This window comes from Bradyrhizobium sp. LCT2 (genome assembly GCF_009931255.1).
GTDB classification, from domain to species: domain Bacteria; phylum Pseudomonadota; class Alphaproteobacteria; order Rhizobiales; family Xanthobacteraceae; genus Bradyrhizobium; species Bradyrhizobium diazoefficiens.
The window spans coordinates 6,795,835-6,817,447 of sequence record NZ_CP034432.1 but is presented as its reverse complement, the minus strand read 5'-3'; the positions used below and the strand labels follow the sequence as shown (position 1 = coordinate 6,817,447).

The 21,613-nt window shown below is 65.5% G+C and carries 21 protein-coding genes; 11 read left to right on the top strand and 10 right to left on the bottom strand.

All coding sequences use genetic code 11. From position 1 onward, the window contains the following. The first annotated feature begins 219 nt into the window (after positions 1-219). A complete protein-coding gene (locus EI171_RS32475) occupies positions 220-1,665 on the top strand; it encodes a hypothetical protein (protein ID WP_161535748.1) in 1,446 nt (481 codons plus the stop codon). A gap of 1 nt (position 1,666) precedes the next feature. Here the strand turns inward: EI171_RS32475 and EI171_RS32470 are convergent, their stop codons facing one another. The 3 genes from EI171_RS32470 to EI171_RS32460 form a co-directional block, all read right to left on the bottom strand. Then, positions 1,667-2,350, bottom strand: coding sequence for a class I SAM-dependent methyltransferase (locus EI171_RS32470; RefSeq protein WP_246740315.1), 684 nt, complete (start codon positions 2,348-2,350; stop codon positions 1,667-1,669). Between the two features lie 8 nt (positions 2,351-2,358). Next, entirely contained in the window at positions 2,359-3,357 is a 999-nt protein-coding gene (locus EI171_RS32465) for a glycosyltransferase family 2 protein (protein ID WP_028172246.1), read from the bottom strand. A 172-nt stretch (positions 3,358-3,529) separates the two neighbouring features. Continuing rightward, complete coding sequence (locus tag EI171_RS32460) at positions 3,530-5,092, bottom strand: hypothetical protein (RefSeq protein WP_161535746.1); 1,563 nt, start codon at positions 5,090-5,092, stop codon at positions 3,530-3,532. A gap of 243 nt (positions 5,093-5,335) precedes the next feature. On the opposite strand from EI171_RS32460, the gene EI171_RS32455 reads away from it, so the two are divergent. Then, positions 5,336-6,304 (top strand): phosphatase PAP2 family protein, encoded by a 969-nt coding sequence (locus EI171_RS32455; RefSeq protein WP_049832421.1) that lies wholly within the window; start codon positions 5,336-5,338, stop codon positions 6,302-6,304. Between the two features lie 34 nt (positions 6,305-6,338). On the opposite strand, the gene EI171_RS32450 is transcribed toward EI171_RS32455, so the two are convergent. From EI171_RS32450 to EI171_RS32420, 7 genes are all read right to left on the bottom strand, one after another. Next, positions 6,339-7,934 carry an MBL fold metallo-hydrolase gene (locus EI171_RS32450; protein WP_161535745.1) on the bottom strand — a complete coding sequence of 532 codons (1,596 nt, stop codon included), beginning with the start codon at positions 7,932-7,934 and terminating at the stop codon, positions 6,339-6,341. Next, positions 7,931-8,851 (bottom strand): ribose-phosphate pyrophosphokinase, encoded by a 921-nt coding sequence (locus tag EI171_RS32445; protein ID WP_371740283.1) that lies wholly within the window; start codon positions 8,849-8,851, stop codon positions 7,931-7,933. The genes EI171_RS32450 and EI171_RS32445 overlap by 4 nt, the downstream gene beginning before the upstream one ends. Continuing rightward, entirely contained in the window at positions 8,848-10,389 is a 1,542-nt protein-coding gene (locus EI171_RS32440; protein WP_161535743.1) for a thymidine phosphorylase family protein, read from the bottom strand. Before EI171_RS32440 ends, EI171_RS32445 begins: the two co-directional genes overlap by 4 nt. Before the next feature lie 154 nt (positions 10,390-10,543). Beyond that, positions 10,544-10,708: a Flp family type IVb pilin gene (locus tag EI171_RS32435; protein WP_011085902.1), complete on the bottom strand. Its 165-nt coding sequence runs from the start codon at positions 10,706-10,708 to the stop codon at positions 10,544-10,546. Positions 10,709-10,898: 190 nt separating this feature from the next. Then, on the bottom strand, positions 10,899-11,102 hold the full coding sequence (locus EI171_RS32430) for a hypothetical protein (protein ID WP_333925903.1): 204 nt from the start codon (positions 11,100-11,102) through the stop codon (positions 10,899-10,901). Between the two features lie 183 nt (positions 11,103-11,285). After that, positions 11,286-11,522 (bottom strand): hypothetical protein, encoded by a 237-nt coding sequence (locus EI171_RS32425; protein ID WP_028172241.1) that lies wholly within the window; start codon positions 11,520-11,522, stop codon positions 11,286-11,288. 58 nt (positions 11,523-11,580) lie between these two features. After that, positions 11,581-12,564: a Ku protein gene (locus tag EI171_RS32420; protein ID WP_011085904.1), complete on the bottom strand. Its 984-nt coding sequence runs from the start codon at positions 12,562-12,564 to the stop codon at positions 11,581-11,583. Positions 12,565-12,799: 235 nt separating this feature from the next. Between EI171_RS32420 and EI171_RS45030 the strand changes: the two genes are divergently transcribed. The 9 genes from EI171_RS45030 (at position 12,800) to EI171_RS32380 (ending at position 21,516) form a co-directional block, all read left to right on the top strand. Continuing rightward, positions 12,800-12,955, top strand: a complete 156-nt coding sequence (locus EI171_RS45030) for a hypothetical protein (protein WP_165448146.1) — start codon at positions 12,800-12,802, stop codon at positions 12,953-12,955. 229 nt (positions 12,956-13,184) lie between these two features. Then, a complete protein-coding gene (locus tag EI171_RS32415; RefSeq protein ID WP_011085905.1) occupies positions 13,185-13,859 on the top strand; it encodes a response regulator transcription factor in 675 nt (224 codons plus the stop codon). Positions 13,860-13,953: 94 nt separating this feature from the next. Then, a complete protein-coding gene (locus EI171_RS32410) occupies positions 13,954-15,330 on the top strand; it encodes a sensor histidine kinase (protein ID WP_011085906.1) in 1,377 nt (458 codons plus the stop codon). Between the two features lie 161 nt (positions 15,331-15,491). Next, complete coding sequence (locus EI171_RS32405) at positions 15,492-16,895, top strand: hypothetical protein (protein WP_161535742.1); 1,404 nt, start codon at positions 15,492-15,494, stop codon at positions 16,893-16,895. A 100-nt stretch (positions 16,896-16,995) separates the two neighbouring features. Further along, a complete protein-coding gene (locus tag EI171_RS32400) occupies positions 16,996-17,265 on the top strand; it encodes a hypothetical protein (RefSeq protein WP_028172238.1) in 270 nt (89 codons plus the stop codon). Between the two features lie 131 nt (positions 17,266-17,396). Further along, positions 17,397-18,506: a c-type cytochrome biogenesis protein CcmI gene (gene ccmI, locus EI171_RS32395; protein ID WP_011085909.1), complete on the top strand. Its 1,110-nt coding sequence runs from the start codon at positions 17,397-17,399 to the stop codon at positions 18,504-18,506. Between the two features lie 34 nt (positions 18,507-18,540). Continuing rightward, positions 18,541-19,050, top strand: a complete 510-nt coding sequence (ccmE, locus tag EI171_RS32390; protein WP_011085910.1) for a cytochrome c maturation protein CcmE — start codon at positions 18,541-18,543, stop codon at positions 19,048-19,050. Beyond that, positions 19,047-21,029: a heme lyase CcmF/NrfE family subunit gene (locus tag EI171_RS32385; RefSeq protein WP_028172237.1), complete on the top strand. Its 1,983-nt coding sequence runs from the start codon at positions 19,047-19,049 to the stop codon at positions 21,027-21,029. Before ccmE ends, EI171_RS32385 begins: the two co-directional genes overlap by 4 nt. A gap of 4 nt (positions 21,030-21,033) precedes the next feature. Beyond that, positions 21,034-21,516, top strand: a complete 483-nt coding sequence (locus tag EI171_RS32380; protein ID WP_161535741.1) for a cytochrome c-type biogenesis protein — start codon at positions 21,034-21,036, stop codon at positions 21,514-21,516. Positions 21,517-21,613 lie beyond the last annotated feature (97 nt).

Here is a 21,613-nt window from a genome sequence, read left to right as displayed (position 1 = left end):
GGTGGAATCCTTCGGGAGGGCTTTTGTTTGTCTTGAGAACAGCTTGATTTTCCGGAGAGCCGCCGCATTACCGGCTGATGGATCTTCGCGGCCGGTAGGATGCGTCCGCCCAGCGTCAAGAACATGGTTCACAAACCGTAACCAGCCCGCCCTGCGCTGGACCAGGCGCGGTGAGCACCAAAGAAGAATTTAACGCTTGGGCCTTAAGTTGCGCTCGCCATGAGTGAGCAGGTCGTGCACAGCGAGGTTCAACCGTTTTCGGCGCGTGCGGCGCTCCCCTGGCTGGTGAGCCTTGGCGTCTACGCCACGGTGCTGATCCTCGGACAGCGGCTGCTCAATGATCCCGACAGCTATTCTCACATCGAGGTCGGGCGCTGGATCATGGCGCATGGCGCCCTGCCGGCGAGCGACCCTTTCTCCTTTTCGATGCACGGCGCGCCCTGGATCACCTTCGAATGGCTCTCGGAGATGGTCTACGCCGGAGTCTACGCGCTGTCCGGCTGGCCGGGCGTCGTCGTCGTCGCCGCCGCGGCGATAGCGCTCGCCTTTGGCCTGCTGACGTTCTTCCTGCTGCGCGAGCTCTCGCCAACCCTGACGCTGCTCATGGTGATCGCGGCCGTCATCCTGTCGGCGCCGCATATGCTGGCGCGGCCACACGTCCTCGTGCTGCCGGTGATGGTGACTTGGGCGGCTGCCCTGGTGCGCTGTATGGATCGTGGGGGGCCTCCGCCCTACTGGGCCCTGCCGCTGCTGGTCCTGTGGGCCAATCTGCACGGCAGCGTGGTGCTGGCGCTTGGGCTGATCGGCCCGGCGGTGCTCGAGGCGCTGCTGCGCGAGGGGCGAAGCGGATGGTCGCACGTGCTGTTGCGATGGCTGCCATTCGCGGCGCTCGCGCTCGCTGCGTCCTGCCTGACGCCCTACGGGCCGGAACCGCTGCTGATGCCGCTGACGACACTCGGCCTCGGCCCCGCGCTCGCCTGGATCTCGGAATGGCGGCCGCAGGATTTCAGCCGCATCGGCGGCTTCGAACTGCTGCTGCTGGCCGGCATCTTTGCGCTCTCGCGCGGCGTGACGCTGCCGCTCGTGCGGGCCCTGGTGGTGATCGGCCTGCTCCATTTCGCTTTGGCCCAGATACGCAATGCGGATCTGCTGGCCATGCTGGCGCCGCTTTACCTCGCGGCTCCGCTGGGTCGGAAGTTCGGCGGACCGACCGGCGACGATGCGGCCGGCTCGTCGCGCGGTTTGACTCTGGCCGCGTTCGCCGGGTTGATCGCGGTGAGCGCGGCGGCCCTGGCGCGTGACATCCGGCCGGCTCCGATCATCACCCCTCAGGCTGCCATCGCTCAGGCCGACCTCGCCAGGGCGGGGCCCGTGCTCAACGATTATTCCTTCGGCGGCTATTTGATCTTCGCCGGCATTCCCACCTTTATCGATGGTCGCGGCGAACTGTACGGGGGACCGTTCATCGACCGCTACAACCGCGCCGTAGCGCTGGTCGACCTCGGAGATTTTCTCAAGTTGCTCGATGAATACAAGATCGGCGCCACGCTGCTCGCACCGCGGACGCCGGCGGTCGCGATGCTCGACCGGCTGCCCCAGTGGCAGCGCGTCTACAGCGACGATGTGGCGGTCGTGCACAAGCGGCGAGATGCGCCGCAGAGATAAGTCAAGCGGTCCCGAAGGCCGCGTATTGGCCTCCGAGCGACACGCCACTCAGGGCACCTTCCAGGCGCCGCGCCGGTTTGGTGTCCCAGGGGAGCAGCAGGAAATGGCGCGAGCCGATCTCGCGTAGACCGTCCGCAGCCATCAACTTTCGGGTCGTGCCGGCGCTGAGCAAGACGGCGTCCCGGTCGAACTCACAGCGCGCAACGGCAAGGCGTGTCAGCGGGTTGTACGGATTGTGCTCGATCACGCAGACGAGCCCGCCGGGGCGCGTCACTCGCCGCATCTCGGCGATGAACTGCGCCCATTCGGCCGGCACGATATGGTGCATCACGCAGACGGCCGTGACCAGATCGAAGCTGGCGTCGTCGAAAGGAAAGCTGCGGCCGTCGAACTCACGGTAGTCGACCCCGCGGTTGTCGGCGCGAGCCTGCGCCAGGCTGGCCGAAGACACGTCGATACCGCTCAAGCGGCCGACCATGCCGTGCAGCAGGGGATGAAGGCTGCCGACGCCGCAGCCGACGTCCAGCATTTCGGGCCGCTCTGCGTCGAGCCGCTCCGCGATCAGATCGCGCAGGAGATCGGCCTTGGCGCGCATGAAGAAATGATGCGGCAAGCCCGAAAAGTCGATCGATGATTGGACTACGTCACGATAGTTGTCGTGATAGCCGTCGAAGAGCTCGGTCATGCGCCGGGTCACTCGTTGACGGCGTGGATCGCGGGTGCCGCGGCCGGCGCCTCGCTGCGATCGAAGCCGGCGCGCGTCTGCACCACGTAGAGCGGGCGGCGTTTCACCTCGGCATGGATGCGGCCGACATAAAGCCCCACGATGCCCGTCATCAGCATGTTGATTCCGCACAGCAGGGACACGACGACGATCGTCGAGGACCAGCCGGTCACGAGATGACTATCCTTGCTGAGCCACAACAGGATTACCCAGCCGCCGTAGAGGAGTGCGAGTCCGGAGACCGTCAATCCGCACCAGATGGCAAGCCGCAAGGGCAGATCCGAAAAGCCAAGCGCGGCGTTCATCGCGAGCCGCACCATCTTGAACAGCGGGTATTTGGTTTCGCCCGCCGCGCGCTCGAGACGATGGAAGGTGACCTCGGCCTGCCGGAAGCCTAGCCAGGCGATCATGCCGCGGACGAAGCGGTCCTGCTCCGGCATCTGCCGAAGTGCGTCGAGCACCTTGCGGTCGATCAGGCGGAAGTCGCCGACATCGGCGGGGATGCCGACAGAGGACATCCTGCCGAGAAGCCGATAGAAGAGATGCGCGGTCGCACGCTTGAATCGGCTTTCGCCGTCGCGCGACAGGCGGCGGGCGTGGACGATGTCGTTGCCTTCCTTCCATTTTGCGATCAATTGCTCGATCACTTCGGGAGGATCCTGCAAATCGGCATCCATGACGATGATCGCTTCACCTTGCGCGGCGTCCATGCCGGCGGTGATGGCGACCTGATGACCGAAATTTCGCGACAAGCCGATATAGCGGAAGCGCGGGTCGCGCGTGGCGAGCGCCCGTAGCACGATAGAGCTGGAATCGCTGCTGCCGTCGTCGACGAAGATCGCCTCTGCGGGCCCGTCGAGCCGGGACAAGACCAGGTCGAGCCGGCGCAGCAGGATCGGCAGCACGGCTTCCTCGTTGAACACGGGGATGACGAGGCTGTAGCGGATCGATTTGAAACTGGCCGCCATGCGAGAGGGTCCAACTCGGTTGCAGGGGCGGAAGCCTAATCCGTGGGTGGTTAAGGTGGCCTTGCCGCAACTGTTAAGGATCTAGAGCTCCCGGGCGATGCGGGCGGCTGGGGGGCCGGCGGGAGGGGGTGGTGATGTCCCGTTAACCACACCGTGCAGCCGCGGCGTCGCGCTACGACCTGCGGCGGATCTTGTAGAGGACAAATCGTTCCGAAGCGTCCAGCTCGTCCAGCAGATCCGGCAGCGGGTTGGGGGCGTGCGGTCCAAGCAAATAGAGATAGTCGAAATCCTGGTACCAGGTCCGGACGAACGGCGGAGCGTCCGCCGGCGGCCGGCCTGTCGCAATTGCCGCTAGCAGGCCTGACGGCACCGGCCCTCCGTAGGGAATGGCAAGACGGCGCACGGCCTCGCGTGCCCGCACTGGCTGCTTGCCCGCTTCCGTGAATAAATTGGGCACGAAGGCGTTGGCATAGTGCACGGCCAGCGTCGGCGCATAGAACATTGGATAGGACGTGAGGTCGGCGAAGGGCGGGTCTCCAGCGTCGCCCGTGCTGCCAATGAGGACGCGTGAGCCGCGATCGATCTTGTGGAATGACGCGACGATAGCCGCATAGTCGGCGCGATAAGGCAGCCACACCGCGAGGACCACGGCGAGATTGATCAGGGTGATTCCGCTGATCACAGCGAGGGCCGCCATTCCCCAGGCACGGCTGGGCAGCGAGAGCGAGCAGAAGGCCGGCAGGATCAGGGCCGCGGCGGGAATCACGCGGAGGTCGACAAACGAGGTTCCGAACAGCTTCGAGGGAATGACCAGGTACAGGAGCGCAAAGCCGATCGCGAGCCAGATTCCGGCCGGCTCGAGCTTGAGAACGCCGCGTCTTGCGGCGAAAAGCAGCGAGATCATCAGCGCCAGTCCGGTCATTGCCGATACCGTCAAGCTGTAGCCGTTCATGATGCGTAGCGGCCAGATCGGCTTGAATCCGAGGAACCAGCTCGTGCCTTCGCTTCCGATCGAGCCTGCAGTCACTTGCATGATGGCGAACAGGACGAGCGCTGGTATGGCCAACGCGCCAAGCCGCGCGGCCGCGACCCGGTACGATATTCCCTGGTGGCGGATGCGCCAGAGCTCGAAGAGGCCCAGCGTCGCGCCGTAGATGCCGAGGGAGAAGAAATGCGCCGCATACAGCGCAGCGACGAAGATCGCGTTGACGGCGAAGCGCGCTGGCCATGGGCCTTCTGCCAGCATCAGATAGACGGCGATGCCGCAGAGGGCGAGGCCCAGTCCGAACTCGAAATTGACGAAGCCCCAGCTGAACGGCAGACAGTAGAGGAAAGCGAGCGCCGCAAAGCCGGCGAGATGGACGCGTCCCTTGCGGGCCCATCCGAGCAGAAGCGCGCCCCCGACGATCAACAATTGGCTAATGAGCAGGAACAGCCGCGTGGCGCTCTCGACGCTCATCAGTCGCGCCATCTGCGGGACCAGCAGGTCCATTCCAAGGTTGGGATAGAATGCCCAGGCCACCTCGTAATGCGGATTGGCGTACGGAGTGCCGCTCTGGCTCAAAATATACATGCGGGCGAGGTGATTGGGATAATCGACCATCGCGGGAATAGGGGTCAGCAGCACCGGAAGAAACGAGACGGCGGCGAGCATTCCAAGAACGGTGATCGTCACCGATCGGTCCGAGCCAAGACGAGCCCGGATCGTCAAGGTCGGCCTGTCGGAAGAAGCCATGTGATCGGGCCGCTGGAGTTCGAGCCTACGCTCTGCAAAGGTGCAATTGCACGACACAACGCCATAACGCGAACATCGTAAAGATCAAACGTCACGCGGCAGTAGGGTGCCGTTGCCGTCGGCACAGCACTAATGAAAAGGAAATTCCGCCGTGTTCGTGTTGTTGCGTTAACGCAGGCTCAATTTTGCCTCGCTAGCGTGGCGACAGGGCCGTGGTGACCAGGCCGGCGATCGGATGCCCCCATGCCAGACAGGCTGAGTCTGCCAGATATCCACCTTGTCCAATTGAAGCGTGCCGATCGTGTCGTCTGGATCGCGATCGGGGCCTCGGCCGGCGCTGTGTTGATCGCGTCGACGCTTGGGCCGTTTCAGATGGAATGGCTTTCATTCTGGAAACCCGCCCTCGTTGCCGGCCTGCTCGTATTGATGAGCTGGTTCTATGCGACCATCAGAAGGGACGCGGCTCTCGCCGACGCGCTGGTCAGCGCCGCCCAGGTCGTCGCATTTGCGGCGGTGGGAGCTCCGCTGTCATACGTCGCGGCAAGCGCGGCATTTCCGCTGTGGGACAGCGAGTTCGCCGTACTGGACCAGCGGCTTGGCTTTGACTGGATGGCGTGGCTTGCGGCGATGAATGCTGCACCGCTTCTGCATAGGATCCTGGCGGGTGCGTATGCGAGCTTTGCCGTGCAAACGACGGCCGTCGTCCTCGTATTGGCCGCGGCGGGCCATGCCCTGCGATTGCGCATCTTCATGCTGAGCTTCGTTCTGACGACGCTTCTGACCATCGGCGTTTCCGCTTTTATGCCGGCGCAGGGTGTTTGGGGGCATCTGCATCTGTCAGCAGTCGATTCTCCCGCCATCGTGCCGATGACGCGAGATCTGCCGCTTCCCGTATTCTTTGGATTGCGGGACGGGACCTTTCGCCATCTGGTCGCGGAAGGCGCCGAAGGGATCATCAGCTTTCCGAGCTTGCACGCCGCGCTTGGACTTCTCTTCCTGTTGGCGCTTTGGCCGGTCAGATATGTGGGTTGGATCGCCGTGCTGCTCAATGTTGCGATGATTGCGGCCACGCCGGTGGATGGAAGCCATTACTTTTCCGATGTGGCCGCGGGTCTGGCGATCGCACTCCTGAGCTGGGTCACGATGCAACGTGCCCTCACCGCGAGCGGACGAATGGAAACGGCTCGCGCGTTGTATTCGCGCGCGTTTTAGCCCCTTTCCGACAAGGGCGACATTCCGCGTCGCTCTACTCATTATCCTGCAGCGCGCGCCGCAGCCTGCGGATGATGACGCCGCGGGCGCGGTCGTCGGCGGCGGCTGCGACCTTGTCGCTGATGTCGAGCATCAGCTCCGACATTTCGTTGTGCCAGTCGAGATGCGTGACGGCCTCGGGCGCCAGCCGGCGGCGATGGTCGACGTCGAGCACGCGCGGCTCGGGCGCCTCGAGCTCGTAGATGTCGTCGAGCACCGGCTGATAGATCTTTGCGGCCGGGACAATGCGTTCGCCCAGCCGTTCGGCAAGCCCGGCGATTGCATCCTGCTCGCCGTGGGTGAGGAACAGGCCGCGGGCGATCGGGCGGCGTGCCGCGATCCAGCCGGCGATGCCGGCGGCGTCGGCATGTCCGGAATATTCGTCGATCATCCGGATGCGCGCAGCGACCCTGATCTCGTCGCCCTGGATCCGCACGGCCTTGGCGCCGTCCTGGAGGAAGCGGCCGAGCGTGCCGTGCGCCTGGAAGCCGGAGAGGAGCACAGTCGCGCGCTCGTTCCACAGCCAGCGCTTGAGGTGATGGCGGATGCGGCCCGCGTCGCACATTCCGCTGGCGGCGATGATGATGTGAAAGCCGGTCAGGCGCATGATCGCCTTGCTCTCGGCAACCGTCTCGGTGAATTTGAGATGCGGCGAGTTGAGCAGGCGGTCGACGTCGACGCCGGGATCGAGGCTCGCGGCATGCTCGCGGAAGACTTCGGTGGCATGGATCGCCAGCGGGGAATCCAGAAAGATCGGCGCTGCCGGAACTTCGCCGTGCTCCATCAGGTGGACGATGTCGACGATCAGCTCCTGGGTCCGCTCGACCGCGAAGGCGGGGATGAGCAGGGCGCCCTTGGCCGCGGCGGCATCGCGGATCTCGCTTGCGAGATGCTGCCGGCGCTGCTCGGGCGTGGTGACGGGGCGCACGCGGTCGCCATAGGTGGATTCGCAGATGACGTAGTCGAGGTCCACCGGCGCCTCGGGATCGGGCTGGAGCAGTTTAGCTTCCGGCCCGACGTCGCCCGAGAGCAGGACGCGCAACGGGCGTTCCCGGCCGTCCTGGCCGAATTCCAGCTCGATCGAGGCGGAGCCGAGCAGGTGGCCGGCGTTCCAGTAGCGCGCGCGAACGCCGGGCATCACGTCGGTCCAGCGCTCATAGTCGACCGGGCGGAACGATTGCAGCGATGCGGTTGCGTCGGCCTGCGTGTAGATCGGTACGACCTCCTTCCGTCGGCGCGCCGCGTTGCGCCGGTTGAGCTGCGTGACTTCGGACTCCTGGATGCTGCCGGCGTCCGGCAGCATCCAGGAGCAGAGGTCGATGGTGCCGCGCGTCGCCAGGATCGGTCCGTCAAAACCCTCGCGCACGAGTTTCGGCAGCAGCCCGCTGTGGTCGATATGGGCGTGCGTGAGCAGCACCGCCTGGATGTCGGCGGGGCGGAAGGGAAAGGCGCCGTAATTGAGTGCCTTGAGCGTCTTCTGTCCCTGGAACAGGCCGCAGTCGACCAGGAAGCGCCCGGTCGCGGTCTGGAACAGGTAGCTCGAGCCGGTCACGGTGCGGGCGGCGCCGCAGAATCGAACAGTCACGCTCATGTCGTTGTCTCCGGCGGAAGTATCGTGTTGAGCTCGCGCTTGAGAGCCGCGGCCAGAATTTCGTCGAGCGCGATCGCGTTGGTCGGATGTGGCACGCTGTCGCTCGAGCGAATGGAGCGGATGCCTGCGTCGGCGAATGCGGCGCTCATCGCGGGTGGAAACAGCGCGTGCGTCACGATCGAATCGACGGCGCTTGCGCCCATCGCTCGCAGTGTTTTCGCCGCGATCATCAGCGTCGTCCCGGAGGAGACGATGTCGTCGACCATCAACGCCGGCCGTCCCGCGAGCAGGGCGGCGTCGGCAAAATCGATCTCAACGGAGCGATCGCCGCGCCGGAGCTTTCGCGCGACCGTGTGCTGCAAGTCCAGCCGTCCCGCGAGGTCTCTCACCCAGGGCTCGGATTCGGCGTCGGGGCCGATCACGACGGTCGTGGGATCGATGCCGGCCGCGACAAGCGCGTTCGCAATCGCGGGCATCGCGGACAGGTTCTCGGCCTCGATGCCGGGAAACACGGCGGCGATGTCGGGGGTGCGGTGCAGGTGCGCATCCACGGTGACGACGCGGTCGACGATCGTCGCAAGCAGAGTGCCCATGGCGCGCTGGCTGATGGCCTCGCCCGCATGAAACGCAATGTCCTGCCGCATGTAGCACAGATAGGGCGCGACCAGGACCAGCCGCTTTGCGCCGCCGCGACGCAGCGCCTCTGCGGCGAACAGCAGGGCGATCAGCTTGTCGTTGGGTTGATCGAGCGCGGCATAGAGGATGGTGGTGTCGGCCGCGGGCGCGACCGTGACGCGCAGCTCGCCGTCCGGGAAGCGGTGCAGGGTCATCTGGTCGCAGGCAAGCCCAAGCCGCGCCGCGAGACGCTTCGCCGCCTCGGTGCCGAACGGCAGGGTCTGGAACGCGATCATGCTCACGACGCCGTTTTGCCCGGGAGCGCGTCGTGACCATCGACGGCGTAGCCGTTCCCTGCCGCTGCGGCGGAGGCTGCGAGATCATGCTCCGGCTGGTCGAAGGCGTAGACGCGGTAGAGCGGCTCGCCCTGCTCGACGTGGTCGCCGATCTTCTTGAACAGGCAGATGCCGGCGCCCTTGTCGAGCGGCGCGCCGGCGGTGCGGGCGAGCCGGTTCAACCGCAGACAGTCGATCGCGGACACTGTGCCGTCATGCGCCGCCTTGACGTCGAAGCTGAGCGATCCCAGTTCGGTGCTGCATGTCGACGGGCCCTGGGCGTCGATGATCTTCTGCATCTGCTTCAGCGCCGTGCCGCTGTCGAGCAATTCGCGCGCCCGTGCGTAGCCGGCGCCGCCGCGCAGCTTCGGATCGTATTCCAAGAGATGGGCGGCGAGCCGCAGTGATTTCTCGCGCAGGTCGCGCGGGGCATCCTTATCGTTACCGAGCACCGCCATCACGTCGTTGGCCTCGAGCACCGGCCCGATGCCGTTGCCGATCGGCTGGCGGCCGTCGGTCGTGATCACTTCGACCGTGCGGCCGAACCGGTCGCCGACGAATTCGAACAGCTTTCGCAGCCGCATCGCCTCGACGGCGCCGGTGACCTTCGCGGTCGGCCCGACCGGAATGTCGATCAGCAGATGCGTCGAGCCCGCCGCGATCTTCTTGGACATGATGGAGGCGACCATCTGCTCGCGGGTATCGAGGCTCAGCGGTCGCTCGACCGAGATCAGGACGTCGTCGGCCGGCGACAGGTTCACGTGGCCGCCCCAGATCAGGCAGCCGTTACAGGACGAGACGATCGCCTTCATCTCCTCGACACCGACATTCACCCGCGCCAGAACCTCCATCGTGTCGGCGGTGCCGGCGGGCGAGGTGATGGCGCGCGAGGAGGTCTTGGGGATCGGCAGGCCGTGCGCGGCGACGATCGGCACCACCACCATCGAGGTGCGATTGCCGGGAATGCCGCCGATGCAGTGCTTGTCGACGACCACAGGGTCCGGCCACACCAGTTGGGTGCCGGCCTGGGCCATCGCCCCGGTGAGGGCCAGGAGCTCGTCGCTGGTGATGAAGCTCGCCGAACCGATCAGGAAGGCGGCGATCTCCATGTCGGAGTAGCGATAATGCGCGAGGTCGTTGATGATCGCGCCGATCTCCGCCTGGCTCAAGGTTCGCCCGCGGATCTTCGCGCGCACCGCTTCAAGGCTCTCCGGCGGCGTGGCGGGCGTCACCGCGACCAGCGTGCCGACCGGTTCGGCGAAACGGCGGAATGCGGGCTCGGAGAGGCCGATCTCGTCCTGGGCGGCCAAAGTGTCGTCGTCAGTGATCAGCAGCGTCGCCAGCAGCACCTTGCCGTTGAGACGGAGCTCGACGCGGCTGAAGCCGCGAAAGATCTCTGCGCGCAGCGCCTTCGATTGCCTGGAGATGACGACGACGTTCTCGCGGCCGGTATCGAGGCGAACGCGGCGGATCTTCAGTTGGGAGTGGGGGAGGTCTGGGTGCATGGACGGGCCGGCAGAGAGGAAGCTCAGCTTCCATGCTTAGCCGTCGCCACCCTGGTGCTGTTGACCCAGATCATGGTCTGTCACGCCGGCGGGCCTTGCGTGCCGGCACGGTCTCGCCGATGTCGGAAGGTGACTTCGGGCCGGGGCATGCGGCCTACTTCGTGGCCGCGTCGATCGAGTTGAACTTGTTGTTCAGGAGCGCGCTGCCCGTGTTGTTCACGACCGTGACGATCACGAGCGCGATGCCGGCGGCAATCAGGCAATACTCGATAGCGGTGGCTGCACTTTCATCGGCAAGAAAGGACTTGAGCAATGCCATCGTCAACTCCCGTTCATCCGTCCAGCGTAGGCTGGCGCCGTTTTCGGAATGGTAAATTGATTCACTAAATTTCGCAGGGCGCGCGTCAAAGTGCTGGCGGGGCGGTCCCGACCTCAGGCCTTATATGCTGGCATTCATTGACTTAAGGTTTCGTCACCCAACTCGGGTGGATTTGACGGCGTCGTCGCTTTCAGGACTTGATCGCGCGTCCAGGGGTGGCCTTGCCGGGGCGTCTCAGCGCCGCTGCGAGGCGTCCGACCAGATAGCTCATGACGCGCGGCTGTGACCGCGCCGCGCTGTCTGCAAGGCGCTTGTCCTCGCTCGTGTCGTTCACGAGGCCGATGTAGTTCTTTCTGGCGTCCTGCTGCTGCACCGCGTGCAAACCCTGGTTCAATCGACCGCGCGACCTTGTGGTGCGCAATGGGAATCGAGGGTTAATTTTGTCTTCCGTAGGATTACTTGGTGCCTCGCCGGCGAGCGCCGAAGGCGATGGCGCCGCTTAACCGATTGTTGAGGCTATGTCTCGGCGGCGCGAGGGAAGGCGAATGCTGCAAGGCGCCGCCGCGTCAGGTGGGGCTTACTTGCGACTGACGTCCGCGTTCAGCGCCCGCAACATCGCGATGCGGGCGAACATCGTCCAGCCGCCGCCCGTCTCGGCCGCGTGGATCAGGGTCTCGATCGCGGTCTGCCAGTGGCTCGCGTGCTGCGCGTCCTCGGGCAGCTGCATGATGTGATCGGCCGCCTGTTGCAGCGTCCGCAGCTTGCGCCCGTTGCGCAGCGAGATCGGGTCGTCGAACGCCGCCGACCAGGGCATGTCAGGCCGGCCGACGGGCGAGGGGAGACATCACGGCGCGATCGTAAGCTGCGTGCCGCTAACCGGCCTTCTTCGCCCGCGCCGGCGCGCGCACCGGCTTGTCGGCCTTCTTCGAGGCTTCCTTGGGGGCCGTTTTCGCCGCAGCTTCCTTGCCGCCCTTGCCGGCGATCGGCAGCAGCATCTCGCGCTGGCCTTCGACGCGCTTCTTCGGCTTCTTGCCCTTGACGGTCTCCTTGACGACCTTCGCGATCGGAGCTGCGTCCTTCTCGCTCGCGAGGCTCTTCTTGAGAGCGTCCATCAGGTTGATGACGTTGCCGCCCGTCTTCGGCGCCGCTTTGGCCGCGATCGGGGCGCCCGAGCGCTTCTTGTTGATGAGATCGATCAGCGCGGCCTCGTAATGGTCCTCGAACAGCTCGGGCTCGAACGCTCCGGACTTCTTCTCGACGATGTGTTTTGCAAGGTCGAGCATGTCCTTCGTCAGCTTCACGTCCTGGATGTCGTCGAAATATTCCTTCTCGCTGCGGACCTCGTAGGGGTAGCGCAGCAGCGTGCCCATCAGGCCGCTCTCGAGCGGCTCCAGTGCGATGATGTGCTCGCGGTTGGTCAGCACCACGCGGCCGATCGCGACCTTGTCCATGCTGCGGATGGTCTCGCGGATCACCGCAAAGGCGTCGTGGCCGACCTTGCCGTCCGGCACGAGATAATAGGGGCGGATCAGATAGCGATTGTCGATGTCGGCCTTCGGCACGAATTCGTCGATCTCGATCGTGTGCGTCGAGTCGAGCGCGATCTCGTCGAGCTCGTCCTTGGTGACCTCGATATAGGTGTCGGTGTCGACCTTGTAGCCCTTGACGATGTCCTCGGAGGTCACCTCGTCACCGGTCTCGGCGTCGACCTTGAGGTACTTGATCCGGTGGCCGGTCTTGCGGTTGATCTGGTTGAAGGAGACCTTCTCGGTATCCGAAGTGGCCGGATAGAGCGCGACCGGGCAGGTCACGAGCGACAAACGCAAAAAACCCTTCCAATTGGCGCGGGGGGCCATGGGCTACTCCAAACGCAACGGGGACAGACTTATGAGGATACCATCGGGGAACACCGAATCAAACACGGCGCGGTGCGGAATCTTGCAACTGCGTTAACCAGCCGCCCCGCGTCCGGTTGCTGCCCGAGCCCGCGGCAAAAGCCGGAACATCGTATCGGATCGGGCGTTGCCTCAGGACACAGGGCCGTGAGGCGGTCGCGGTCATCGGAGGCGACACGCAGAGATTGAGGGCATCATGGCAACCACACGAGACCAGCATCAGATCGTCGAAACTGCAACCGAGGCGCGCCAGGGCGAACCCGGGCCGTCGGTGGCCGCGCTGCTCGCCATCTCGACCGGGCTCGCGATCCTGATCCTCGCCGTCATCTGGTTCGTATTCTTCCGGACCTGACAGCCGGATCCGAACGTCACGGGCCTTCCGACTCGCCGCGTAACGCGGCACATTGCGCCCGCCATGCCGCCGGCTCGTCCGGCAGCCTGGCGGGCGCAGTCGCGTCGGCGCGTGACAGGGCGTATATGACCAAAAAGTAACGCGGCCGGTTCCCCGCGTTCATATTCAGTTCACGCCGGAATTGCTCATCTGAGGCTGTTGTTCATGCGGCCTATCTTTGGAGAGAAGCGTGCGCCTGCTCGTTGTTGAGGACGACCCCGATCTCAATCGCCAGCTCACCAAGGCGCTGACGGACGCCGGCTATGTCGTCGACCGCGCCTTCGACGGGGAGGAGGGGCACTATCTCGGCGACAACGAGCCGTACGATGCCGTCGTACTCGACATCGGCCTGCCGAAGAAGGACGGCATCTCGGTGCTGGAGGCCTGGCGCCGCAACGGCCGCACCATGCCGGTCCTGATCCTCACCGCGCGCGACCGTTGGAGCGACAAGGTCCAGGGCTTCGATGCCGGCGCCGACGACTATGTCGCAAAGCCGTTCCATCTCGAGGAGGTGCTGGCGCGCATCCGCGCGCTGCTGCGCCGCTCCACCGGACATGCCCAGAGCGAACTCAGCTGCGGCCCGGTCACGCTCGACACCAGGACCGGCCGGGTCAGCGTCTCCGGCAATCCCGTCAAGATGACCTCGCACGAATATCGGCTTCTGGCCTACCTGATGCACCATTCCGGACGCGTGGTCTCCCGCACCGAGCTGGTCGAGCATCTCTACGACCAGGACTTCGACCGCGACTCCAACACCATCGAGGTCTTCGTCGGCCGTATTCGCAAGAAGCTCGACGTCGACATCATCCAGACCGTCCGCGGCCTCGGCTATCTCCTGACCCCGCCGCCCGCTCCGGGCGCCTGAGGCGTTGCGGGCTTGACGGGAGGCCGAACAGGGGGCCTTGGTCCGGTTATGACGTCCGACGCCCTGCCATCCTGCGCCTCCCGGGATCGTTCCGATGCCCGCTAGCTCGCTTGCCAACCGCCTGTTCCTGTCGGCGACGGCGTGGCTCGTGGTGATCCTGGCCATCACCGGCGTGGTGCTGTCGTCGGTCTACAAGAACGCGACCGAACGCGCCTTCGACCGCCGGCTCAATCTCTATCTCCGCACGCTGATCGCGGAGGTCGCGACCCCGGACGAGCCCCCGGACCGCCAGTTCCAGTCGCTCGGCGAGCCCCTGTTCGAGCTGCCGCTGTCCGGCTGGTATTGGCAGATCACGCGCACCGACACCGAAAAGCCGGAGGTGCGCTCCTCGCGCTCGCTCTGGGACAAGAAGCTGCCGAAGCTGGAGGAGCACGGTGCCGAGCTCACCGCCGCCGGCATCCGGCTCGGCTATGTCGATGGTCCCGAGGGGCAGAACCTGCGGATGGTGGAACGGCCGGTCGATCTCGGCGCCGACGGCAAATATCTGGTCAGCGTCGCCGGCGACGACAGCGAGATTTTCGACGAGACGCGCAGCTTCGACTATTACCTCGGCGGCACCTTCACCGCGCTCGGCATCGTGCTGCTCCTGACCACGGTGTTCCAGGTCCGCTTCGGCCTCGCGCCGCTCAAGCGCATCTCGGAGTCGATCGCCGACATTCGCTCCGGGCGGGCAGAGCGGCTCGAGGGCGAATTCCCGGTCGAGATCGCGCCGCTCGCGCGCGAGACAAACGCGCTGATCGATGCCAATCGCGAGATCGTCGAGCGCGCGCGCACCCATGTCGGCAATCTCGCCCATGCGATCAAGACGCCGCTTTCGGTCATCGTCAACGAAGCCGGCGTTCACGCTGCCGATCCGTTCGCGGCCAAGGTGATGGAGCAGGCGGACGTGATGCGCGACCAGGTCGCCCATCACCTGGAGCGGGCGCGCATCGCCGCGCGCGTCTCGGTCGTCGCGACCGTGACGGAGGTGGCACCCGCCATCGAGGCGCTGCGGCGGACGATGGAGAAGATCCACCGCGACCGCGGCATCATGGTCGAGGCCAAGGCCGATCCGTCGGCAAAATTCCGGGGCGAGCGGCAGGATCTGGAGGAGATGGTCGGCAATCTCGTCGACAATGCCTGCAAATGGGCGGCCTCCCGGGTCTTCATCGAGGTGCTGGTGGAAGTGCCGCATAAGGCCGGCGCCGGTCCGCGCCTGAGGATCATTGTCGACGACGACGGCCGCGGCCTGTCGGAGGCGGAGCGCACCCAGGTCTCCCGGCGAGGCCAGCGGCTCGACGAGTCCAAGCCCGGCTCGGGGCTCGGGCTTTCCATCGTGGTCGACCTTGCCGCGCTCTATGGCGGCAGCCTCTCCCTCGGCGCAGCGCCAATCGGCGGCTTGCGGGCCGAGTTGGTCCTCCCCGGAATATAATCCTTTGTTCCAACAGGATTTTTTGGTTCCGGGACGGCCGATCCGCAAGCAAACAGGAGGATTCGGACCAACGTCCTCAACGGCTTCTTAAGGCGCAGCCTTCTATGATCGCGCTCGGACGCATCCCATGTCCGCCACTTTACCGTGCATTACCTGGGCGCATGAGCCAGACATCGATCGAGCGGCTGAGGGAATATCTCGCGCAGCTCCCGCCGCAGTCGCAGGCGCTGCTGATGCGGGAGTTCGAGCGCGCGCTCGAGCGCGGCCAGGACACGGCTGTGGCGACCCTCGTGCTTGAGCAGCTGCGCAGGATCGTCCGCAAGACGGAGGCCGACGAAACCCCACCCCCGCGGACGGACGACCTGTCGCGGCTCCTGTTCCAGGTGCTGGAACCGTTCCTCATCGAGGCGGGCGCCCCGATCCGGGTCGGACAGATCCGCCGCTCCTCGCTGCATCCGATCTGGCAATGGTTCGGCCGTGACGGTGCTCCGGACAAGGTGAACGAATTCGAGGCGGCGCTGGCGCGCATGCCGGCCGCTGACAGTGCGGGGCAGGTCGAAGCGCTCGCCCAGAAGCTCCAGGCGGTGGCTGCGGACGCCATCTTCCAATTGACGGGGCCGGGCGGCGGCGACAAGTCGCGCGCGCTGGCCCGCGTCGGGCCGCCCAACGTGATCGAGGACCTCTATTCGGTCGGAGCGGTACTCCAGGTCCGAGAGGCCATCGCCACCCTGAACGAGAAGCTGCCGCGCTTCCTGCGCGCCTTCGGCGATTCCCAGATCGCCTCGGTGACGTCAGCGCTCAACATCCCCGTCCTCCAGACGCCGCAGATGCTGCCCTTCGCGCTGTCGATCGTCGTGCAGCGCATGACCGCGCCGTGGCAGATCATCCGCCTCGCCATCAAGATTGCCGCATCCGACGACGAGATCCGCGTGGCGGCAACGCCCTATGGCGTCGCCGTCACGATCGCCCTGCACGATTTGTCCTGCGTCGCCGCGATCCTGCGCATGGACATCAAGCGCGGCCAGTTCGACAACGTCGCCGACAATCTCAAGGCGCTGCACGACGGTGTGCGCGGCCTGCGCACCGAGCTCGACCTGCGCAACGATTCCGCCTGGGGCAAGCAATTGACCTCGATCCGGGCCGATATCTCCAATGCGCTGCAATCCGAGATCGACAGCGTTCCCGGCCGCGTTCGCCGGATCCTGCGCCAGCGCCCCGAGAAGGACATTCCGCCGGGCGCGCGGATCGACAGCACCGAGGTGGAGGAAACCGCGGCGCTGATCGATTTCGTCGCGACCTGCCGCAACTACGCCAGCGAGCTCGCGATCAACGAGGTGACGCTGCGCACCTATTCCGACCTGCAGCAATATGTCGAGCGCTCGACCGAGCAGCTGGTGCAGTCGCTGCGCGCCGCCGATCTCAAGGTCCGCACCTATCGGCAACAGCAGGTGCAGGCTGCGATTCGCTTCTGCCAGGTGCTGTTCGGCGATGACTACGCCTCGCTGATGAGCCGCGCCGCGGAGAACGCACTCACGGGCGAGCGCAAATCGTCGCGCGCAAGCTGATTCAAGCGCATATTTTTGTGATCACAATTTGTGGTTGACGCTGTCGGTGACGGGCCCTACGGTCCCGGTGCAAGTCCGGGGAATTTCTATTTGTGGGCGCATGAAACCCGTTATCAGCTCCATCGAAATCGAGAACCGCGTCATTGTTGCCAAATATCAAAGACTGATGGTCGGCGCGAAGGTGGTGCTGGTCGAGAAGGCAAGCGGTCGGCAACTGCCTGAGACGGTCACGAGGGTTGCATCTCCGGTTCCGGTCGGAGCGTTGCGCATCAGATTGCCTGACGCCATCGAGCCGGGAACATACTTCCTGAAGGCCCTCAACGGTCACGGCGAGGACGCGGCTCGAAGTGTGGACTTCGAGATCGGCTAAGCCGTTGGATTTTCGCCGTTTCGGGGCTGTGGCCGGTCGCGCCGAATTGACAATTGTCAATTGCCGCATCGTCCGGCCGTGGTGTAAAGCCACCTATGGGCGCGGGTGGCGCGCTGCCGGAAGCTTGCCAGATGACGTTATGGTTCGTGTTCGCGCTGATGACGGTCGCGGCGATTTTCGCCGTGCTCTGGCCGCTCGGCCGCAGCGCGCGCGCGCAAAATCAGGGCAGCGAGGTCGTCGTCTACAAGGACCAGTTGACCGAGATCGAGCGAGACCTTGCCTCGGGACTGATCGCTGCGCCTGAAGCCGAGGCTGCGCGTGTCGAGATCAGCCGCAGGCTGCTCGCTGCCGCCGGCAGCGAGCCTGTGTCGGAGCCCAAATCGAGCCTCAAATGGCGCCGCGCGGCAGCGGTGCTGGCGCTTGTCGGTCTGCCGCTCGTTGCGATCGGCGTCTACATGCCGCTCGGCTCACCCCGGCTTCAGGACTTTCCGCTGGCGCAGCGGGAGCGCGGGTCCGGCTCCGGCATGGCGGGATCTCTGGAGAACCTCGTCGTGCAGGTCGAGCAACATCTGGAAAAGAATCCGACCGATGGACGCGGCTGGAACGTGCTCGCGCCGGTGCTGGAGCGGCTCGGCCGCTTCGACGATGCGGTGCGGGCCTATCGCAACTCGATTACCTACAATGGTGAGAGCCCGGAGCGCAGATCCGATCTCGGCGAAGCAATCTCGGCCGCTGCGGGCGGCGTGGTGACCGCCGAGGCCAAGACCGAGTTCGAACGGGCGCATGCCCTGAACGCGGACGATCCCAAGGCGAACTACTTCCTCGGTCTCGCCGCCGAGCAGGACGGCCGCAAGGACGATGCCGCCACCATCTGGCGCGCGCTGCTGGCCAAGGCTCCGGCGGATGCGCCGTGGCGGCCCCTGGTGCAGTCCTCGCTGGTGCGGGTCGGCGGCGGCACGATGCCGGCACTGTCCGATGAGACGATCGCCGCATCGAAGGACATGAGCGAGGGCGATCGCGGCGCCATGGTCCGCGGCATGGTCGAGCGACTGGCGACGCGCTTGAAGCAGAACAGCGACGACGTCGAGGGTTGGCTGCGCCTCGTGCGTGCCTATCTCGTGATGGGCGATCGCGACAAGGCGGTCGGCGCGTCGAGCGATGCCCGTCAAGCGGTCGCCAAGGATACCGAACGGCTCCGCCAGCTCAATGAAGGCCTCAAAACTCTCGGGCTCGACGGATGACGATGTCAGGACGAGACGAGAGAACGGATACGCCATGACCCGCAAGCAGCGACGCATGACCATCATCGGCGGCTCACTCGCCGTGCTCGCGCTCGCCGCCGCGCTGGTGCTCAACGCGCTGCGCGACTCCATCGTGTTCTTCTCGACCCCGACCATGGTCGCCGAGAAGCACGTTCAGGCCGGCAAGCGGTTTCGCCTCGGCGGCCTGGTGCAGCCGGGCTCGCTCCAGCGTGGCGACAATCTCGCGGTAAGCTTCGAGGTCGCCGACGGCAACGCCAAGCTGCCGGTCGCCTACAAGGGCATCCTGCCCGACCTGTTCCGCGAAGGGCAGGGCGTTGTCGCCGAAGGCGCGCTCGATGCTAACGGCGTGTTCAAGGCCGACACGGTGCTTGCCAAGCACGACGAGACCTACATGCCCAAGGACGTCGCAGATGCCCTGAAGAAGCAGGGGCACTGGAAGGACGATTACGGCGGCAAGGCTTCTGATGGCGTCAAGCCTGCGGCCACGACAGCGCAGGGCAACCCGCAAGGAGCGGTGCGGTGATCGCGGAATCCGGGCATTATGCGCTGGTGCTGGCGCTCGGGCTGGCACTGATCCAATCCATCGTGCCGTTGATCGGCGCGCGGCTGCGCGACGATGCGCTGATGAGCGTGGCGCGCTCCACCGCGCTGGCGCAGCTGCTGTTCGTCGGCGCCTCGTTCGTGGCGCTGGTGATGCTGCATGTGAATTCGGATTTCTCCGTCGCCAACGTCTACGAGAATTCGCATTCGATGAAGCCGCTGCTCTACAAGATCACCGGCGTGTGGGGAAACCATGAAGGCTCGATGCTGCTGTGGGTGTCGATCCTGGCGCTGTTCGGCGGATTGGTCGCGGCGTTCGGCAACAATCTTCCGCTGTCGCTGCGCGCGCATGTGCTCGCGGTGCAGGCCTGGATCGCCAGTGCCTTCTATCTCTTCATACTGGTGACCTCGAACCCGTTCCTGCGTATCGCCAACCCGCCGATCGAGGGACGCGATCTCAATCCCGTGCTGCAGGACATCGGTCTCGCCGTGCATCCGCCGATGCTCTATCTCGGCTATGTCGGATTCTCGATCTCGTTCTCCTTTGCCATCGCGGCGCTGATGGAGGGGCGGATCGACGCCGCCTGGGCGCGCTGGGTGCGGCCGTGGACGCTGGTTGCCTGGATATTCCTGACGCTCGGCATCGCGATGGGCTCCTACTGGGCCTATTACGAGCTCGGCTGGGGCGGCTGGTGGTTCTGGGATCCGGTCGAGAACGCCTCGCTGATGCCGTGGCTTGCCGGGACGGCGCTGCTCCATTCGGCGCTGGTGATGGAGAAGCGCAACGCGCTGAAGGTCTGGACCATCCTGCTGTCGATTCTGACCTTCTCGCTGTCGCTGCTCGGCACCTTCCTGGTGCGCTCGGGCGTCATCACCTCCGTGCATGCCTTTGCCACCGATCCGACCCGCGGCGTGTTCATTCTGCTGATCCTCTGCCTGTTCATCGGCGGCAGCCTGTCGCTGTTCGCAGGCCGCGCGACATCGTTGAAGCAGGGCGGCCTGTTCGCACCGATCTCGCGTGAGGGCGCGCTGGTGCTGAACAATCTGCTGCTGACCGTCGCTTGCGCGGTCGTGCTGTTCGGCACGCTCTATCCGCTGGCGATGGAGATGCTCGCCGACTTCAAGATGTCGGTTGGCGCGCCGTTCTACAACCTCACCTTCGCACCGCTGTTTGCCCTGTTGCTGCTCGCCGTGCCGTTCGGGCCGATGCTGGCGTGGAAGCGCGGCGATCTGCTCGGCGTCACCCAGCGACTGCTCGCGGCCGGCGTTGCCGGGCTCGTTGTAGTCGCGATCGTCTGGGCCTGGACGCGTGGCGGCAGCGCGCTCGCACCGCTCGCGATCGGACTTGGCGTCTTCGTCATCGCCGGCGCCGTCACCGATCTGGTCGAGCGGACGGGCCTGGTTCGTCTGCCGCTCGCAACAGCGCTGCAGCGGGCGCGCGGCCTGCCACGCTCGGCCTGGGGCGCGGCATTGGCGCATGCCGGCCTCGGCGTCGCGCTGATCGGGATCGTCTGCGAGACCACCTGGAACAGCGAATATATCGCGACGATGAAGCAGAGCGACGTCGCCCATGTCGCCGGCTACGACGTGAAGCTCGACGGGTTGTTTCAGCGTCAGGGCCCGAACTACCGCGAGATGATCGCCGAGTTCAACGTCAGCCGCGACGGTGAGACACTGAGCGTCATGACGCCGTCCAAGCGCAGCTTCACCACCCGCGGCTCCTCCACCACGGAGGCCGCGCTGCTGACCCGCGGGGCGAGCCAGCTCTACATCTCGCTGGGCGATGCCAATGCCGAGGGCGCGATCGCCGTGCGCATCTATCACAAGCCGCTGGTGCTGCTGATCTGGTGGGGTCCGGTGCTGATGGCCTTCGGCGGCGTGCTGTCGCTGTCCGATCGCCGCCTGCGGGTCGGCGCGCCAAAACCGGCGCGGGCCAAGCAGCGCCTGCAGCCGGCGGAGTGATCCGATGCGCCGGATGATGGCCGCGTTCGTCGCGCTTGCGCTGCTGGCTTCGCCCGCGGTGCATGCCGTGCAGCCCGACGAGATCATGTCGGATCCGGCGAAGGAGACGCGCGCGCGCGACCTGTCGCGCGAGCTGCGTTGCATGGTCTGCCAGAACCAGTCGATCGACGATTCCGATGCGCCGCTGGCGCGCGACCTGCGGCTCCTGGTGCGCGAGCGCATCGCGGCCGGCGACAGCAACTCGCAGGTGCTCGACTTCCTGGTCGCGCGCTATGGCGAGTTCGTGCTGCTCAAGCCGCGCTTCGAGCGGCAGACCTTGCTGCTGTGGCTGCTCGGCCCCCTGCTGCTGACCGGCGGTGGCCTGGCGCTGTGGCTGCAAATCCGGCGTCGCTCGCGGAGCGGTGCAGACCTACCTGCGGCGCCGCTCACGCCCGATGAAGAGGCGAGACTCGCGGCATTGATGTCGGACGAGGCCAAATCGTCCTAGCGACGTGAAATCCTCCCGGCTACGTATTGATACGTAATCTGCCGGCCGCCGCCGGGTGTTTCATGCTATGTTGACCTTTGTCTGGAAGCTTGTCCCG

Excerpts from the sequence above, each read along its gene's own strand:
- ccmE (WP_011085910.1), top strand. The coding sequence starts at position 18,541 with ATGACCCGCAAGCAGCGACGCATGACCATCATCGGCGGCTCACTCGCC.
- EI171_RS32380 (WP_161535741.1), top strand. The coding sequence starts at position 21,034 with ATGCGCCGGATGATGGCCGCGTTCGTCGCGCTTGCGCTGCTGGCTTCG.
- EI171_RS32440 (WP_161535743.1), bottom strand. The coding sequence starts at position 10,389 with ATGCACCCAGACCTCCCCCACTCCCAACTGAAGATCCGCCGCGTTCGC.
- EI171_RS32400 (WP_028172238.1), top strand. The coding sequence starts at position 16,996 with ATGAAACCCGTTATCAGCTCCATCGAAATCGAGAACCGCGTCATTGTT.
- EI171_RS32470 (WP_246740315.1), bottom strand. The coding sequence starts at position 2,350 with ATGACCGAGCTCTTCGACGGCTATCACGACAACTATCGTGACGTAGTC.
- EI171_RS32465 (WP_028172246.1), bottom strand. The coding sequence starts at position 3,357 with ATGGCGGCCAGTTTCAAATCGATCCGCTACAGCCTCGTCATCCCCGTG.
- EI171_RS32435 (WP_011085902.1), bottom strand. The coding sequence starts at position 10,708 with ATGGCATTGCTCAAGTCCTTTCTTGCCGATGAAAGTGCAGCCACCGCT.
- EI171_RS45030 (WP_165448146.1), top strand. The coding sequence starts at position 12,800 with ATGGCAACCACACGAGACCAGCATCAGATCGTCGAAACTGCAACCGAG.
- EI171_RS32410 (WP_011085906.1), top strand. The coding sequence starts at position 13,954 with ATGCCCGCTAGCTCGCTTGCCAACCGCCTGTTCCTGTCGGCGACGGCG.
- EI171_RS32455 (WP_049832421.1), top strand. The coding sequence starts at position 5,336 with ATGCCAGACAGGCTGAGTCTGCCAGATATCCACCTTGTCCAATTGAAG.
- EI171_RS32450 (WP_161535745.1), bottom strand. The coding sequence starts at position 7,934 with ATGAGCGTGACTGTTCGATTCTGCGGCGCCGCCCGCACCGTGACCGGC.
- EI171_RS32475 (WP_161535748.1), top strand. The coding sequence starts at position 220 with ATGAGTGAGCAGGTCGTGCACAGCGAGGTTCAACCGTTTTCGGCGCGT.
- EI171_RS32405 (WP_161535742.1), top strand. The coding sequence starts at position 15,492 with ATGAGCCAGACATCGATCGAGCGGCTGAGGGAATATCTCGCGCAGCTC.
- ccmI (WP_011085909.1), top strand. The coding sequence starts at position 17,397 with ATGACGTTATGGTTCGTGTTCGCGCTGATGACGGTCGCGGCGATTTTC.
- EI171_RS32460 (WP_161535746.1), bottom strand. The coding sequence starts at position 5,092 with ATGGCTTCTTCCGACAGGCCGACCTTGACGATCCGGGCTCGTCTTGGC.
- EI171_RS32425 (WP_028172241.1), bottom strand. The coding sequence starts at position 11,522 with ATGCCCTGGTCGGCGGCGTTCGACGACCCGATCTCGCTGCGCAACGGG.
- EI171_RS32420 (WP_011085904.1), bottom strand. The coding sequence starts at position 12,564 with ATGGCCCCCCGCGCCAATTGGAAGGGTTTTTTGCGTTTGTCGCTCGTG.